Source organism: Nostoc sp. 106C (assembly GCF_002154725.1).
Classification (GTDB): Bacteria; Cyanobacteriota; Cyanobacteriia; order Cyanobacteriales; family Nostocaceae; genus Aulosira.
The window spans coordinates 1-16226 of the sequence record NZ_MTAW01000111.1 but is presented as its reverse complement, the minus strand read 5'-3'; the positions used below and the strand labels follow the sequence as shown (position 1 = coordinate 16226).

Annotated in this window: 13 protein-coding genes; 9 read left to right on the top strand and 4 right to left on the bottom strand. The window is 39.6% G+C overall.

Annotation, left to right across the window (positions count from 1 at the left end; translation table 11 throughout):
* Positions 1-172 precede the first annotated feature (172 nt).
* The gene (locus BV375_RS15230; protein ID WP_086761876.1) at positions 173-1345 is read left to right on the top strand and encodes a glycosyltransferase; all 1173 of its coding nucleotides are present in this window, start codon (positions 173-175) and stop codon (positions 1343-1345) included.
* Here the strand turns inward: BV375_RS15230 and BV375_RS15225 are convergent.
* Positions 1306-2538 (bottom strand): glycosyltransferase family 4 protein, encoded by a 1233-nt coding sequence (locus BV375_RS15225; protein WP_086761874.1) that lies wholly within the window; start codon positions 2536-2538, stop codon positions 1306-1308. The genes BV375_RS15230 and BV375_RS15225 overlap by 40 nt on opposite strands.
* Positions 2539-2818: 280 nt before the next feature.
* Between BV375_RS15225 and BV375_RS15220 the strand changes: the two genes are divergently transcribed.
* The 6 genes from BV375_RS15220 (at position 2819) to BV375_RS15195 (ending at position 9420) form a co-directional block, all read left to right on the top strand.
* Positions 2819-3718, top strand: a complete 900-nt coding sequence (locus tag BV375_RS15220; protein ID WP_086761872.1) for a hypothetical protein — start codon at positions 2819-2821, stop codon at positions 3716-3718.
* Positions 3719-3726: 8 nt separating this feature from the next.
* Positions 3727-4398 (top strand): hypothetical protein, encoded by a 672-nt coding sequence (locus BV375_RS15215; RefSeq protein ID WP_086761870.1) that lies wholly within the window; start codon positions 3727-3729, stop codon positions 4396-4398.
* Positions 4399-4401: 3 nt separating this feature from the next.
* Positions 4402-5010, top strand: a complete 609-nt coding sequence (locus BV375_RS15210; protein ID WP_086761868.1) for an FHA domain-containing protein — start codon at positions 4402-4404, stop codon at positions 5008-5010.
* Positions 5011-5070: 60 nt separating this feature from the next.
* Positions 5071-6087, top strand: coding sequence for a UDP-N-acetylglucosamine--LPS N-acetylglucosamine transferase (locus BV375_RS15205; protein ID WP_086761866.1), 1017 nt, complete (start codon positions 5071-5073; stop codon positions 6085-6087).
* 435 nt (positions 6088-6522) lie between these two features.
* Entirely contained in the window at positions 6523-8142 is a 1620-nt protein-coding gene (locus BV375_RS15200; protein WP_086761864.1) for a serine/threonine-protein kinase, read from the top strand.
* Between the two features lie 495 nt (positions 8143-8637).
* The gene (locus BV375_RS15195) at positions 8638-9420 is read left to right on the top strand and encodes an FHA domain-containing protein (protein ID WP_208099128.1); all 783 of its coding nucleotides are present in this window, start codon (positions 8638-8640) and stop codon (positions 9418-9420) included.
* Positions 9421-9521: 101 nt separating this feature from the next.
* Here the strand turns inward: BV375_RS15195 and recA are convergent, their stop codons facing one another.
* The 3 genes from recA to chlP all read right to left on the bottom strand — a co-directional run bounded on the left by recA (position 9522) and on the right by chlP (position 13751).
* Positions 9522-10598 carry a recombinase RecA gene (gene recA, locus BV375_RS15190; protein ID WP_086761862.1) on the bottom strand — a complete coding sequence of 359 codons (1077 nt, stop codon included), beginning with the start codon at positions 10596-10598 and terminating at the stop codon, positions 9522-9524.
* Positions 10599-11211: 613 nt separating this feature from the next.
* The gene (locus BV375_RS15185; protein WP_086761860.1) at positions 11212-12015 is read right to left on the bottom strand and encodes a choice-of-anchor K domain-containing protein; all 804 of its coding nucleotides are present in this window, start codon (positions 12013-12015) and stop codon (positions 11212-11214) included.
* Between the two features lie 515 nt (positions 12016-12530).
* Entirely contained in the window at positions 12531-13751 is a 1221-nt protein-coding gene (gene chlP / locus BV375_RS15180) for a geranylgeranyl reductase (protein WP_339376808.1), read from the bottom strand.
* A gap of 441 nt (positions 13752-14192) precedes the next feature.
* On the opposite strand from chlP, the gene yidD reads away from it, so the two are divergent.
* Together yidD and BV375_RS15170 are read left to right on the top strand one after the other, a co-directional pair.
* Positions 14193-14702: a membrane protein insertion efficiency factor YidD gene (gene yidD / locus BV375_RS15175; protein ID WP_086761856.1), complete on the top strand. Its 510-nt coding sequence runs from the start codon at positions 14193-14195 to the stop codon at positions 14700-14702.
* Positions 14703-14808: 106 nt separating this feature from the next.
* Complete coding sequence (locus BV375_RS15170; RefSeq protein ID WP_086761854.1) at positions 14809-15825, top strand: sulfate/molybdate ABC transporter ATP-binding protein; 1017 nt, start codon at positions 14809-14811, stop codon at positions 15823-15825.
* Positions 15826-16226: the final 401 nt, after the last annotated feature.

Here is a 16226-nt window from a genome sequence, read left to right as displayed (position 1 = left end):
CGTCCCCCAAGCCCCCTCCAAAATAATTGTTCGGTTTTTTGTTTAGTAATTATTTGCGAGCTTTGTTGTCAATGAATTTTCTTAACTGAACTGTATTGACTTATATTTTTCTTTGAATGAGTCAAGAGTCATTAGTTATTTTTGTTTTGCCCTCAATCCTCAGTTCCCTTTTATGACACGTCTTCTTTTAATTACGGAAAGATTTGCGCCAGATTTGGGAGGTTTGGCTAGGAGTGCAACACGGCTGGTGGGGACACTCTCGCAACTGGGTATAAAAATTGATGTTGTTACTTGGAGTCGTTTCCTACAACCTGGTGAAGTCTTGCCACCTGAAACTGGAGAAGCAAATACTCGTGTCTATCGAATAGGGCTATACCGTCACTGGGACATGACGATGCCCTATACCTTGAATGTTTTGGACTGGTTACACTCCTCTCATGCTTATGATGCTGTATGGGGGCATTATTTGTTTCCTAGTGGTTTTTTAGCTACCTGGTTTGCGGCACTTAACGGATTGGCAAGCACAGTTAGTGCCCGTGGTAATGATATTGACCGCGAAATGTTTCCACCAGGAGATTTTGCCCGTTTGCAATGGACACTGCAACACGCTAAGGCGATTACGGCAGTAAGTGCTGATATGTCTCGCAAAATTCAGCTACTGAGTGGACGAGAGGACGTATTGGTGCTGAAGAATGTGGTTGATACAGAAATATTTTCTCCGCACAACCCTCAAGCAAGGAGGGGAGGCATTAGTAAAGAGACTTTAGGAATTGCCTCAGATGAGGTTGTATTAGGATTTTGTGGAGAATTGCGAGAAAAAAAAGGGCAGCAGTTTTTGTTGAATGCTTTAACAACAGTTCGTCAAGTACGTCCTGCTTGCTTGTTAATTATTGGTGAGGTACGGACATCTCAGGATTCGGTGCTGCAATTATACAAAACTCATCAACCAGAAAATGCCCAGAGGATAATTATTACAGGGCATTTACCTAACCCTGAAGCTGTAGCTGAATACTTGCGACTGTGTGATGTTTATCTCCAACCTTCACTCTGGGAAGGTATGCCGAATGCGTTATTAGAAGCGATGGCTTGTGGTTGTTGCTGTATCGCCAGCGATGCAGGTGGCATTCCGGAGGTGATTATACATGGTAAAAATGGCTTTGTGCTGCCGCGTTCTCATCTGCATAAGCTGGGTGAAGCGGTTTTGGAATGTTTGACAATGACAATAGAAGAAAAAAATCAAATTGTCCAAGCTGCACGCGATCGCATTTTAACTGAATATTCCCTAACTCAGGAAAAACTGCAACTTCAAACTTTAATTGACCTTTTGATTCCCAATTCCGTATAAACATTAGTCAAAGCTTCGCCTGCACGTTGCCAAGTATAATACTCCTCAATCCGCTGACGGGCATTTACCGCCAGTTGCGTTGCTAATTTTGGATCATTTTGCAAATGTAACACAGCATCTTTAATCGACTTCGCTGAACCTGGCTTGACTAATAAAAAATGTACTCCGTCTTCTCCTAATTCCCTAACTACTGGCAAATCACTAGCAATTACAGGTATTCCTGTTGCCATCCCTTCTAAAATCTTCAAGGGACAACAACCTTGAACTAAGTTGCGATCGTTGGGCGTTAGCGGTGCCAAAATCAAATCACAGGTGTGGATATGTTCAAGCAATTGTGTTTGTGACATTGCTGATAGAAGATTGAGCTTATCTGCTACTCCTAGCTTGAGGGCTAGCTGCTTTATTGCTTTAATTTGATAGTCTCTAGCCTGCCCAATTAGCGTTAGACAAGCAGGAAATTCTCGGTTGATCAATGCCAACGCCTCAACCGCCAGATTGACACCTTGCCAAGATGAAAGCGTACCAAAATATATTATCTGTAATATCTTTTGTGGGTTAAGCGAATTCTCTAATGCAAAAGGATGAGTCTGGTAATCTTTAATCTTTAAATAAGAGGTAAATATATTTAAATCCACTCCATTAGGAATCACGCGAATTTTATTTGCATCTATACCTCGATTTTGTAAATATTCACCTGTGATACTGCTGGGGGTGACAATTAAATCGGCTGCTTTTAGACAAATTTGCTCTTGGCAATGTAATTTATGTAGTAGTTCCCGATCTTCAGCAACGGCAGGATAGCGATATTTTAACTCTATTGAAGGTAAACCGTTCACTTCAAAAATTAGGCGATCGCAATATTTTTGTTTATTGAGGGCGATTAGAAAGCCTTCGTAAATCGAACGAATCTGTATTACCTCAAATCGCCGTCCTTGCAACCATGTCATGAGTAAACGGCGAAAATATAAAACTCTTTGAATTAAGGTATCACCTATGGCTGGTAATGTTGTCTGTATAACTTGCGGATAAATTTCATAGAAATCTAGTCTTGTTGCTTTTGGAGAAACTGTTACTAACTGAATATTATCAAACGCTGCTGCTAAAGCAATAGAAAAAGCGGCAATATGAATTGCTGCACCTTTCGGTGCAGGAACAGTATCAAAAGCAATATAAGCGATTTTTGATTGGTTCATTAATGTATATAAATTTCTTTGACACGTAATTTTATGTTTGGTATACTGACAGCCAAATTGTATATATTGCTAATATATAGTAATTATATTGAGTTCTAAAAAATACATTTTAGTAACTAAACGTATAAACGCAAAAGGCTCCTACTGCGAAGCAAAACCCGAAGAGTATAAAGGAATAAAAATAGTTTTACGATTGAATTCAAATTACTATATATTTTATCAATAAAATTAATAAAAATTATAAAAACATTGTTTAATGCATTGATGGAGTTTTAAGTAAATGCCGATTAATGTTCTCAAATTCAGAAAAAATTTAATTTATACAGCAAAAGCAAATGTTAATACTGTCATTGCTGATTTGCAGGAATTAGCTGGAACAGACCAATTGGCAGAGCTACAGCAAAGTAAATATGCTAAACGAGCGCTACATTATTTTTATGGAGTAATTGGCTGCTTTATATTAGGTTTTATGTTGTTGTTTTTAGTAGATAAGTTTCCCGCAGTCTCTTTAGTAATACTGGCGCTATTTTTAGCCATTATTATCTTGTTATTTGCGATAATTTATGAATTTTTTAAAAAATTCAAACTTCGGAAGTTAAATATTATTAATTACCGCTATATAGTAGCTCAGCGGCTTGTGGAGATGCTAGCGCGAGATATGGATGCAGCAAGCGAACTTGAAATCCAACTATCTTTTAAGCCCACAAAAATTAAAGAAAATATAGCAGAAACTCTACCTCATCCAACTAAGCGCGACTGGAAAATAGATAAATATCAAAATGAATGGTTGATATTAACAGGACATCTGTTGGATAAAACTCGCTTTTTATTAACTGCTACTGAGGGTTCTAAAACTCAATATGGTTGGAAACGTAGTAGCGGTAAAAGTAAGTATAAAACAAAAACTACTGATATAGGATTAGATGTAGTTTTAAGTTTGAATTATCCGCAACGACGTTATGGAGCAATCAAAATTTTGCAAAATGAAGTCAGCAGTGCGATAAAGCTGCCTTACTTAGTTCATATGAGGAATATAAAACTGACAGAAAAGGCTGTGCATCTAAGTGTGAGAATGGCTCCACAGGTAGCAGATAATGGCAAACATATATATGAAACAATTATGATGATGTTTCTCAGCCTTTATCAAGTATTAAATTTAGCAAAAGTGCTTTCTAAATAATTAAAATTATGAAATTAGGAATTTTTAGAAGTTTGCTAGCAATATTTTTAATCGCTACTATTGTTAGCTGTGGTAGTGGTAAATCTGGAAATGATGTATCTAATAACAGTAGTTTTCAAACTCTACCTGCGGTTAATAATATAGCTGCTAATCAGGATAAAATTCAATTTAAAACTGAGGGTGGCGCGGAATTATTTGCGATGAAGCCGGAAGCTGATGGAGCGAAATTAGTTGATGGCAAGAATCAGGAATTAGCCAGAATTAAAGCAGAGAAATCGGGAAAAATTAAAATAAAGAATGCAGCAGAAAAAGTATTAGGTTATGTAGTAAGCGAAAAAAGCGATTGGAAACTAAAAGATGCTAATCAAAGCCAAGATTTATATATTCTGAGAAGACAAAATGATGGGGAGTATAAGTTAGAAGATGCGGCTAAAAAAGAAATTTACCGCATTCAGGCACGCAATGACGGTTTTGATATACAAACACCAGAAAAAAATTTAGTTTACCAAGTAAAAGTTAAAAATGGTAAAACTTCTTTAAGAAAAGCACCATCAAAAACTATTTTTTCAACAAAATCTCAGTTATCACCAATTGCATTTACCTGCTTTGGCTTTGATGTTCTCACTCGCGAACAGCAAGCAGGTCTAGCTTATGCTGTAAATTTAACAGGAGGAAAATAAACTTTGCAGATTAAGCTAAGTTGGATAGATCCAAATACAGAAGAGCGACGAGAACCATTATTAGAAACTCCTGTAGCTATTGGGCGAATTTTTCAAGAAATGCCACAGCAAATAGATGAACAACGAGTTTCTAGAGTTGCGATCGCGGATGATTTAATTGCAGACTACCATGCTTTAATAGCCTGGCAAAACCAAGAATTAATTATTACTGACCAAAATAGTAATAATGGCATCAAAATTAACGGCGTACAGGTAACTGGTGGTACCCTCCAAGATGGCGATCGCATCGAAATTGGTGCTTGTGAAATTGTGGTAAACTTTACAGCTACTAGATGGGAGTGCGATCGCCAAGTAGGTTTCCTGTTTAAACGTCGCTGTGGGCGTACCGATAGAACAGACTGTCCCTACTGCGACCAAACCTACGAAGATGACTACGCCTTTTACTCCGACTACGGTCATTATCGCTCTGGATGGGGCAGCGATTATTATGATGACCGCGATCGTTACTCCTACGATCCGGAGACTGGAAATGTAGACTTTACAGACGCCGATTCTGTAAGTTTAGAGAATGAAAGAGATGCTGATTTTGAACGTAATATGGGTGCAAGCTGAAATAATTCAAACTTAAGAATCTAGTTTTTTAATCTTTAATCGGAGAGAAGTCACCGAATCTTGACTAAGACTTGGTTAATTTATGCTTTGGGTGGAGGTTGGGGACATCTGACTCGCGCTTTATCTTTGGGAAGAATAGCCGCAATTCAAAGAAAAGTGAAAATTATTACCAATAGTCCCTATGCACAGCAAATAGATAACGAAGGGTGTTTTATCTACCTCATTCCTGAGAATACAGGAGTTTCAGAAACTTGTTTACAAGTCAGGGAAATATTGTATAAAACTTCCTACGATCGCTTAATTATCGATACCTTCCCCAGAGGCTTGGGGGGTGAGTTAGCAGATATTTTACCCAAATTACATCACATCCCACAAATTTTGATTCATCGGGATATTAACCCACGCTATGTAGCAGCCAAAAAATTACGGTCTTTTATCATCGAAAATTTTGATAAAGTGATTGTTCCTGGCGAAGGCGAAGATTTACCATTTTGTGATTTATCTATGGTGCAGCATACAGCACCCTGGTTAATTCGCAACTGTTGGGAGTTACCGGATAGAGTGACCACGCGATCGCGTATTCTCAAAGTTGATCAATCTGTAAAAACTATTCTGGTTTGTGCAGCGGGGAAAACATCCGAATTGTTTTTCTTCGCTGAATTAGCGCTATGGCTACAGCAAAATTTTCCTGATTGTGCAGTCAGAATTTTAGCTCCTACTTGTCCGAGAGAATTTCCACAGGCTTTGTGGGTGTCTCACCATCCAGGAATTGAATGTCTAGCAGCGGCGGATATTGTAGTGGGAGGGGCTGGTTACAACACAGTTTACGAGTGTGCTGCTGTAAGTGTACCTTTAGTAGCTTTGCCTTTAGAGCGACTATACGATCGCCAAGAAAGAAGAGCCACCAAAAGTAATTGGGTGCAAAATATTGGGAATGCCCTATCTGAAAACCAGCTAGTACGCATCCACACAACTATTAATCTACTCCTAGACCAAGTAGAAACAGAAAAAAATTCATCTGTGCCATTTTATATTAACGGTGCTGTGCAAGCAGTAGAGCAAATTGAGCAAACTTGATAGCTAATACCTGGCGCGTAATTTCAACAGCTTGTCAATAACCGCACTCACAAACAGATGGAGTTGGTGATTTTGAGCAGTAGCCACGATTTTTCCTAAGTCTCAGCTATTTAGGATCAAACTCAGCAAAAAAATGCTAAATTACTTAAAATATGCAAACATCTGCCGTTTAATTACGTTTAAACTATTTTTTACAACAAGTAGTATTAATAGTTACAGTGCAATTAAAAAACAGTTAAGAAACTACTTATAAAATTTAAGTACAACTAATGACAGTGAATTTACGAGTATTTTAGACAAGCCCAATCCAAACTTTAGAAACTCTTCAAAGGTTTTCCAGCAAAAATTACCTGGCACAAGTTGATTTTAGATCACAATAATGAGGTGAGTAGTGTAAAGCTACTCATCATTATTCGTGCAGCGAGTTAACAGTGCATGAGCTACTGCTTAAATCCTACCTGTCCCCATCCAGAAAATTTGGCACATAGCCAAAGGTGTCAGTCTTGTGGCTCGCAACTCCTTTTGAGCGATCGCTATCAAGTACTCAAACCACTAGGCCAAGGTGGCTTTGGTGCAACCTTTTTAGCCCACGATCAAGGCTTACCTGGAGAGCCAAGTTGCGTGATCAAGCAGTTGCGTCCCTCAGTAACCGCCCCACACGTTTTGCAGATGGCGCGAGAACTCTTTGAGCGAGAAGCCAAAACTCTAGGTAAAATTGGTAATCATCCTCAATTGCCAAGACTACTAGACTACTTTGAAGATCAACAGCAATTCTACTTGGTTCAAGAATATATTAGCGGTGCTACCCTGCAACAAGAAATTCAACGTAACGGTAACTTTACAGAAGCTGGAGTCAAACAGTTCTTAAGCGAAATCTTGCCATTGCTGCAATATATCCACGAGCAAAAGGTGATTCATCGTGATATCAAGCCAGCTAACTTGATTCGCCGCACTCAAGATGCGCGAATGGTGCTAATCGACTTTGGTGCAGTCAAAAACCAAGTCGCCCAAGCTATACCTGGACAATCTGAGCAAACAGCATTAACTGCATATGCGATTGGGACTCCAGGTTTTGCACCTCCAGAGCAAATGGCAATGCGTCCAGTCTACGCCAGTGATATCTACGCCTTAGGGGTAACATGTATTTATTTATTGACTGGTAAGACTCCTAAAGATTTAGAATACAATCCTTCAACGGGTGAAATGATCTGGGAGCCGCTTGTACAAGTGAGTGAGCACTTAACAAGTGTACTGCGGAAAATGTTAGAGGTATCAGTACGCAATCGTTACAAGTCAGCCCAAGAAGTACTTAGAGGGCTGGAAATGGAACCTTACCTGGATAGTTTGGCTAAGGGACTGCTGATAAAAGGCGATGTGGGTGTTAAAGAACAGACAAATAACCAGATAGCAAATTCTGCTGTTTTGTGCGAGGGTTCCCCTGCTAATTCTACTAGTGCAGGAGTAGCACAGGTAGCAGCAGCAATTCGAGCTAGACGAGCTAAGGCTGCTGAAAGCGTGGGATTGCATCCAGGAGGAATGCGCCCAGGGGTTTTGATGGCAAAACCAACCGTTTTGGAGAGCAACAACAGTAATGGCTCACAAAATCAGAATTCTAAGATTGTACGTAAATTAAACACCCAAGGTTTATTAACTGCCTATCTTAAGGGAAGACGAGATTTTGCCCTACACAATTTGAGTATGTTAAACCTGCAAGGTGCTGATTTATCAGGGACAAATTTCCATTCTGCTCAATTGCAGAAAACTAACCTTCAGGGAGCTAATCTCTACGAAAGTGACTTTGGCAGAGCTAGCTTAACTGAGGCTAATCTTAGGGATGCTAACCTGAGCAAGGCTTACTTTAGTAATGCTGATTTGGAAGGAGCGGATCTGCGAGGTGCTGACCTTAGCCATGCTTATCTCAGCAATGCTAATCTTAGAGGAGCTAATCTTTGTGGCGCTATTCTCACTGGTGCCAAAATTACCGATGAGCAGTTGTTACTAGCAAAGACAAATTGGATGACGGTGCGCCCTAATGGTAAAAGAGGCTTGTTGTAATTCGCTAATTGACATTTGGGATTTTTCGATTTAAGTCAATTGAAAATTTGCAATTCAACATCAAATATTCTTTTAGCGATCGCAGCGCTCTTTAGACTGTTGAAGACGAGTATATTGAATACTTGCAGCTAAAATCGCTGTAATAAAACTATAGGAATGATGGCGTGGCAGTTATACTTTGCTAGATGCACAATTGCCGATATTAAATTTTGCAGCAACGATATGGCACAGCTATACCGTTATTTTTGCTATTCTAACAGTTCTATATTAAATTCTTAATATTCTTTATCTGTTACAAATTAAAAATCATACTTTACAATAAAAAATAAACCGTCACAATAATTTTTTATCAAAACTTTTGATGACATTTATGGTTGCTAATACTTAAAAGCTTTTGCCTAAAAGGTAAAGAGCTTAATCCTCGTTAAGCTGCTTGTTTATTAAGTAGTAGCGGCAAGTAAATTATTCCTGATAGTAGGCTGAGACGAGATATTAATGACCGAAATCAGCAAATCACATTTTTTGCCAGTAAAAGGCTCATCTATGATGGCTGAGTTACAAGGGAAGGAACTACAACGGCGATTAAGTTTATTTCAAGTATTCCTCAAGTTATATGAACAACATAGCAGCCTTCTAAATGACATCCTCCAACTAGAAAACCTAGCTCAGGCATCATTGATAGGAGTAAATTCGAGTTATGTACAGGGTGTAATAGATGGTTCTACTGTTTATGTGATGACTAATCTGTACGATAACAAAACCCAAAGTCTACAACAGCCACAGCAAATCTGGACTATAGGTAAGGATGACAGCAATGGCATCCATATTGCCGATAAATATCTATCCGATCGCCACGCTGCTATTCAGTATATTGAGCAAAAAGGTTTCTATTTGATTGACTTTAACAGTACTAATGGTTCTTTTATTAATGGTGAACCAGTCTACCAGCCGACTAAACTTAATGATGGCGATCGCATCCGGCTCGGTATAATAACTTTTGATTTTTTTGTTAATCATACCTGCCGCACTTTGCCGACTGTAGCTATAGAGTTACTTATGCAGCTTGTGCCTGGCAGAGATGAGCATTCAATAAATATATTTAATCCAACCAGCGAGCAACATAAATATAGAACTGAGAGCCTAAATGATACTTTACATATTATTAGAGACTCAGACTTAATCGATAACTTTAAATATCGCCACAGCAACTTTAGTACAGAAGAAAAGTCTGAAATTTTAGATCGCTTTTTTAGTAGACCCCAGACTGATAATCTGTAAATTTAATGAAAAATGAGTTCGTAGTCAGGGCTACGAACTCATTATATTAGTATGCATGGGGTATACAGCAAATTTTGCTATATATCCCATATTTTGTACTTTTATTCCTCTTCTTCTAAATCAGCTTCTTCTTCGTCTTCATCGCTGACCTTTGTTACAGAGTTAGCAGAAACAACGGCTCCTTTATCTAACTTTTCACGTACCAACTGTTTAATTTGTGCAGCAAATTCTGGCTTTTCTTCTAGGTATTTGATGGCATTGTCCCGACCTTGAGAAATATTATCGCCATTGTAGCTATACCAAGCACCTTTACGGATGAGGATGCCTGTTTCCTCAGCTAGGTCAACAAGACAACCTAAAGTAGAAACTCCTTTGCCAAAAATAATGTCAAATTCTGCAATTCTAAAAGGAGGTGCTACTTTATTTTTTGCCACCTTCACCTTAACGCGGTTACCAAACTCATCTGTACCTTTTTTCAAAGTTTGAATTCGGCGAATATCTAAGCGCACCGAAGCGTAAAATTTTAAGGCATTACCACCAGTTGTGGTTTCTGGGCTGCCATAGGTAACACCGATTTTTTGCCGCAATTGGTTAATAAAAATTACAGTGCAACCAGATTTACCAATGTTACCAGTAATCTTACGCAAAGCTTGGCTCATTAACCGAGCTTGAAGACCAACATGAGCGTCACCCATATCACCTTCTATTTCGGCTCTAGGAACCAGTGCTGCTACTGAGTCAATAACTACAATATCAACAGCAGCAGAGCGAACTAACTGATCGACAATTTCTAAAGCGGCTTCTCCTGTATCGGGTTGAGAAACTAGGAGGTTTTCAATATCTACACCTAATGCCGCAGCATAGGTGGGGTCAAGGGCGTGTTCAGCGTCAACAAAGGCAGCAATACCACCTTCTCTTTGCACTTCAGCGATCGCGTGTAGTGCTACTGTTGTTTTACCGGAACTTTCCGGGCCATAAATCTCAATCACCCGCCCCTTGGGTAAACCTCCACCCAATGCTAAATCCAAGGTGAGTGCTCCGGTGGAAATTGTCTCTACCCTCATCCGAGTAGCATCACCCAGGCGCATGATTGCTCCCTTACCAAAGCTGCGCTCAATTTGGTTGAGTACAATATTCAGCGCTTTTTGCTTGCCAGAAGTATCGGTATTGATAGCCATTCCTGCCTCTAAATATATGGATTTAAGGATTGTTTGGGTTTGGAGTCTGAGTAGAACAGATATACTATTTTAGCCAGAAAATTCTGGATTTAGAACTTTTCAAACAAAGAAGTGTGACAAGATCGTAACTCGATCTCTACCTGATTTGGGTAGCCTTCTCTAAGTAAGTTTATGCTTGTTTATAAGTTACAAAGAGAACCAGTAATATTAGAACTTAGATATATAAAGGTTCGTAGAACTGTTTGCTACTCAACTTTAGTCGCTTACCTCTTCGTATCAGACTAGCAGAAAAATTACCAAACCCTCCACAATGCAATCCAATCTTGGTCTTTACACTTTCATTTTGGCTTTCAGAGGCAAGGTTTGTGAAACTGATTAGACAATAAATTCCTACTTAACCACTTTGCTCTATTTTAACCGTATTCTGGAGTTAAATCAATCACCTTGTTATTACCTAAATACAGAGAACAGCTAAAACAGCCGTTTGCTTTCAAGCCCACCTAAAGCCAAACCTAGGTACAAACTTCCTATAAATGGCAGAAGTAGAAGAGAAAATTTAAATTTTCTTGTCTGTTATTCATGCAACTTGGTGTAAGCAGTTGATGATAGCTACCTATTTACATGAAAATTTAGCTGTTAATTTGGAGAACTTTTTGCGATAAATTAGGTAGGCTACTCCTAGAAATGAAGCAGCAATAGTTGATGCTTCTGGAACATCTTTTCTTGGTGGAATGTTGTCAACGCCATTAGGCTTAATAAACCTGGCATAAATGGCAGCATCCTGAAATTCTCCTTCATTAGCACTAATGCTTGTCTGAGAAGAAGATAACAATGGACTAAAACCAGATATCTGAAATATATATGAATTTTGATTCAATTTGAAACTGGTTCTAGCTGATGTTGTATTTATGTAAACGCTGTCTGCGTTTCGCGGATCTTTAAGATTGTCTTTTATTTGGTTCGTTGTATTTTCTAAGTAAAAAGATATTGGTAATAGTTTACTAACTTGATTGTTATCATCCAAAGATAAACTAATATTCAAAGTTACATACTGTATGTTTGTATCGTCGTAGATTATGCCGTTGAAGTAATTTAAACTGCCTAACTTAAACCACGAGCCAACATCTGCTAAGAAGGAATTTCCAATAAATGTAAGTTGATTTGGTCTATTGGGAGGTGTGTTCTGCGCAGGCTCACCCCAGCTAAATAAATTGTTTCCCACACCTTGAACGAATTGGCAATTGGTATTGCTATTTGAGCAAAATTTATTTTTGCTGTCTGGAATCGGGTTTACCCATACACCATCTGCTCTACCTGCAATGGTAAAAGCTTGGGCTTGACCAGAAAACCCAAATGCTGTGAAGGCAATCATCGAACAACTAGATAGAGCAGTGGCAAAAACCAAACTGAGTTTCATAGTTAGGTTTCAACTCCTCTCTGATATCTTTAACAAGGGAACTTGTATACCTTAGTAAATATACGGACATAAGCCAAGAAGTTATCCTTCTCTTCATAAAGTCTTTACATAAGGTTGGTATTTTTTAGGTAAAAAGCTCAAATACGCGTAAAAAAAAATCCAAATTTTTTACAATGTTTCTACGTAAAAAAATTATTTATAGGGGAAAAGCATTTGCAAAAAGCCACTTTTGCTCGCTGAATTCTCATTTACAGTCAAAATAAAATCTCTTTAAATTACAGATAAAGTTGAAATATTGCAGAGAAGCGGAGGGGCAAATCAATTCAAAATTCCAAGTTACACCTTGAAAATTTGAATTTTTTGCTCCCCTTCTCCTCTGCTGTGATTCAAAGGTGCGTAGACGCAAAGCGGTGAGGCAGGCAGTGCGTTAATGAGTTTCCCAGGTTGTAAACGCCCGGAGGGTAGCTTCCCGCAGAGGTAGGGTAGGGCTTGTCGCTAGATATCGCCAACAACTCTTAAGGAGCTAAGGCGTTACCACGAATGAGGCTACCAATGGTCTTGGCAGTAATTTTCAGCTGAGTAATCGGGTTGGCAGGGACAACTGTCTTATACAGATAGCTATCAAATGTGAGCTTTTGAACATCCATGTCAGCACACATCTCTACAAACGCCTCGCGGGTAGCATCGGAACGATAAAATACAGTTTGCAGAATGTCCAACACCTTATAAGTAAGTCCGTATTTTCTATCCCAGCGCTTCAGATATACTTTGAGGTCGCCTTCTGTGGGGATTGATTTGCCACTGTTGGATAGTTCCACAATTGTTTCGGCACACATCCGCCCAGATTTAGCCGCAAAGTAAATACCTTCACCAGAGGACTTAGTAACGTAGCCAGCCGCATCTCCTACCAAAGCGACTCTACCGACAACGCGGCGAGGACGGGGATGTTCGGGGATGGGGTGTGCTTCTACTTTGATAATTTGTCCGCCTGCTAACTTCTCAGTTGCACGGGCGCGAATACCAGCTTGTAACTGTTTAATGCTGGCTTTGTTAACCTGCATTGTGCCAGTACCCACAGCTACGTGGTCATATTTGGGGAATACCCAAGCATAGAAGTCAGTAGAAACGTCATTACCGACATACATTTCGGCAAGGTCGTTGTAGTAAGCCATTTTGTCTTCGGGGAGACGAATACGCTCTTGGAAAGCGATCGCATAATTGTAATCCCCGGCATCAATTTCCTTAGCAATCCGGGAATTTGCCCCATCTGCCCCAATTACTAAATCCACTTTCAAAGTTTTGGCAATACCCTGTGCGCCCCCTTCTGTATGGTCTACATAATGGATGGTATAGGGGTCAGTATTATTGGTGGGTATATCAAGTTTATGAACGGTGGCATTAATTAAAGTTGCGCCCAGTTTTGCCGCACGATTCCGGAGGAAACCATCCAAAACCTCGCGGCGGCACATTCCTATATATTCTTCTTCATTTATCAGATTGATATCAACTTCCCGATTGGAGGGTGATATCATTTTCATCTTTCGCACCCGGCGATCGATAATTTCTGGTGGTAGGTCAAATTCACTCACCATACACAGGGGAATTGCACCCCCGCAGGGCTTGGCATTATCCAGCTTCCGCTCAATTAGGTAGGTTTCAATCCCAGCTTTTGCCAGTGTTTCAGCGGCAGATGAACCAGCTGGGCCCGAACCAACAACAGCAACCCGTAGTGTCAAAGGTTTTCTCCCAATCTTGACATTGACCGAAAGCATCGTACCACGGACTTTTGGCTCATTTCTCGCTCTTGCTTCGAGTTTTGACTGAAATGCAATATTCCTTAATATTTTGATACGAATAATATATTTTTCATTTGTTTTTGCCACTGCTCACTGACCAATAAATAAAATTAAGCAAAATCACTCATATTTCAGTCGAATATGTGTAAAGTTTAACCAAAAACAATACCGTGAGAGTTTTAAGGTTGGTACTCAAGAATGAATTTCTGGGCATACTCAGGCAAGGTAACTAAACCACATCTATTTTGAGAACCATAGTTTTAAAAGTAGTGGGAGCATCTTGCTCCCTGCTGTTCGTAGCGGGAAAGATGCCCGCGCTACTCCAGGTTTCAAAATGGACGAGGTTTAGAACTCCTATCCCAGATTAGTAAATATTTATAAATGGAAATTTCACTATTAGATTCTATAGGCAGAAAAGCCAGTATTTTTGCGATTACTGGATATCAAAAACACATTTCTCCACACAAAGGCTTTGTTTGCGCTCACCGAATGTTATATGGCGGTGACTCTTGCTCTCAATACATTAAGCGGGTAATAGCTGATGATGGATTTAAGGCATTACTTACCAAGTGTCGTAGGCGATTTCAAGCTTGCAAGCAAGCCAACCGGATTTTAAGGTCACAAGCCGAGAACTCAGAACCAACAGAAGATGAGGAAGAACCAAATCTGCATTCACCAAAAAAAGTGCTAGGTAACACTACTAAAAAATCTTCATTTAGCAGTGGTGACAGTACCGACTGCATTGATTGTGCTGATGTCAGCTGCAATTGCGCTGAACTTGTCAGCATGACTCCTGATTGTAGTGTCCTGGATTGTAGCGCTGTTGATTGTAGTTCTCTGGATTGTAGTGGTGCTGATTGTAGCTTCCTTGACTGTGGTAGCTGTGGGTAACTAAATCTTTTTAATTTAACTAGTCCAAAAGCAATACACTTATGGTATATATGTAATACGGTAATCCTAGCAATTATTCGTAGATTATTGGCAGGGGAAAACAGCAGTGGGCATATTAGTCGAGAATGTATCCAAACAATTTGGTAGTTTCAAAGCTGTTGATCGGGTAAGTTTGGAGATAAAGAGTGGTTCTCTTGTTGCCTTGCTGGGTCCATCGGGATCTGGAAAATCCACGCTGCTACGATTAATATCCGGCTTGGAGTTACCAGATAGTGGCAAAATCTTTTTGACTGGGAACGATGCCACCTATCAAAGCGTGCAAGAGCGGAACATTGGGTTTGTGTTTCAGCACTATGCACTATTTAAGCATAGAACTGTACGGCAGAATATTGCTTTTGGTTTAGAAATTCGCAAAGCCCCAGCAAAGAGAATTCAGGCACGGGTAGAACAATTGTTAGAACTAGTGCAATTAAATGGGCTAGGCGATCGCTATCCATCACAACTGTCTGGTGGACAAAGACAACGGGTAGCTTTAGCTAGAGCGCTAGCAGTCGAACCAGAGGTATTGTTGCTCGATGAACCCTTTGGTGCACTTGACGCAAAAGTTCGCAAAGATTTACGGGCATGGTTACGCCGCCTTCATGATGAAGTTCATGTTACTACTGTTTTCGTCACCCATGACCAAGAAGAGGCAATGGAAGTTTCTGACGAAATAGTTGTAATGAATAAAGGGTGTGTGGAACAAGTAGGAACTCCAGAACAAATTTATGACCATCCCGCCAGTTCCTTTGTCATGAGTTTTATTGGTCCAGTTAATGTATTGCCTAGTTCTTCAAGGATTTTCAAAAGCAGCGGGTTAGATATCCCACATCCAGAAGTATTTTTACGCCCACAAGATGTAATTGTGGAGATATCTGCTAATGGCGCTACTGCACCTGCTACGGTTAGCCGAGTCATACATTTGGGTTGGGAAATTCAAGTTGAATTAAATTTAGATGAAGGGCAAGTAGTGATGGCGCATTTAACACGCGATCGCTATAAAGAATTGCAGTTAGAACCGGAACAACGGGTGTATGTGAAGCCCAAGGATGCAAAGTCTTTCCCTTTGTCTTATTCAATTTAGTTGCCAGTATAAATATTTCTACTGGCTGCTTTAGCTCAAAGCAGCCAGTAGGTTGTGTAATTGTAGATGGTGATGAGATAGTTACACAATGATCTACGCGTGCAGCGGGGAAATATAATGCTGAGGCTGATGCGCTTAACCAGATTCAAGGTCAAACGTTTAATTGCTTGGAGATATATGTAACTCTTGAACCTTGTTCTCTTCATGGTCGCACACCAGCATGTGCTTTAGCGATCGCCAAAGATCCTCGTATACATGAAATATCTCTATCCATTGTTGATCCAGACCTTTGTAATCAATAACAGTTCATTAGTTTTAAACTATGTTAAGTAAGTAGGCACGAAAGAACCAAACTATGTGAAGATAAGTAAATACGGAGAATGTATCTACCGAGGTAACAA

Coding starts and splice junctions, on each gene's coding strand:
- recA (WP_086761862.1), bottom strand. CDS start 10,598: ATGGCTATCAATACCGATACTTCTGGCAAGCAAAAAGCGCTGAATATT.
- BV375_RS15215 (WP_086761870.1), top strand. CDS start 3,727: ATGAAATTAGGAATTTTTAGAAGTTTGCTAGCAATATTTTTAATCGCT.
- yidD (WP_086761856.1), top strand. CDS start 14,193: ATGGAAATTTCACTATTAGATTCTATAGGCAGAAAAGCCAGTATTTTT.
- BV375_RS15225 (WP_086761874.1), bottom strand. CDS start 2,538: ATGAACCAATCAAAAATCGCTTATATTGCTTTTGATACTGTTCCTGCA.
- BV375_RS15220 (WP_086761872.1), top strand. CDS start 2,819: ATGCCGATTAATGTTCTCAAATTCAGAAAAAATTTAATTTATACAGCA.
- BV375_RS15185 (WP_086761860.1), bottom strand. CDS start 12,015: ATGAAACTCAGTTTGGTTTTTGCCACTGCTCTATCTAGTTGTTCGATG.
- BV375_RS15200 (WP_086761864.1), top strand. CDS start 6,523: ATGAGCTACTGCTTAAATCCTACCTGTCCCCATCCAGAAAATTTGGCA.
- BV375_RS15195 (WP_208099128.1), top strand. CDS start 8,638: ATGACCGAAATCAGCAAATCACATTTTTTGCCAGTAAAAGGCTCATCT.
- BV375_RS15230 (WP_086761876.1), top strand. CDS start 173: ATGACACGTCTTCTTTTAATTACGGAAAGATTTGCGCCAGATTTGGGA.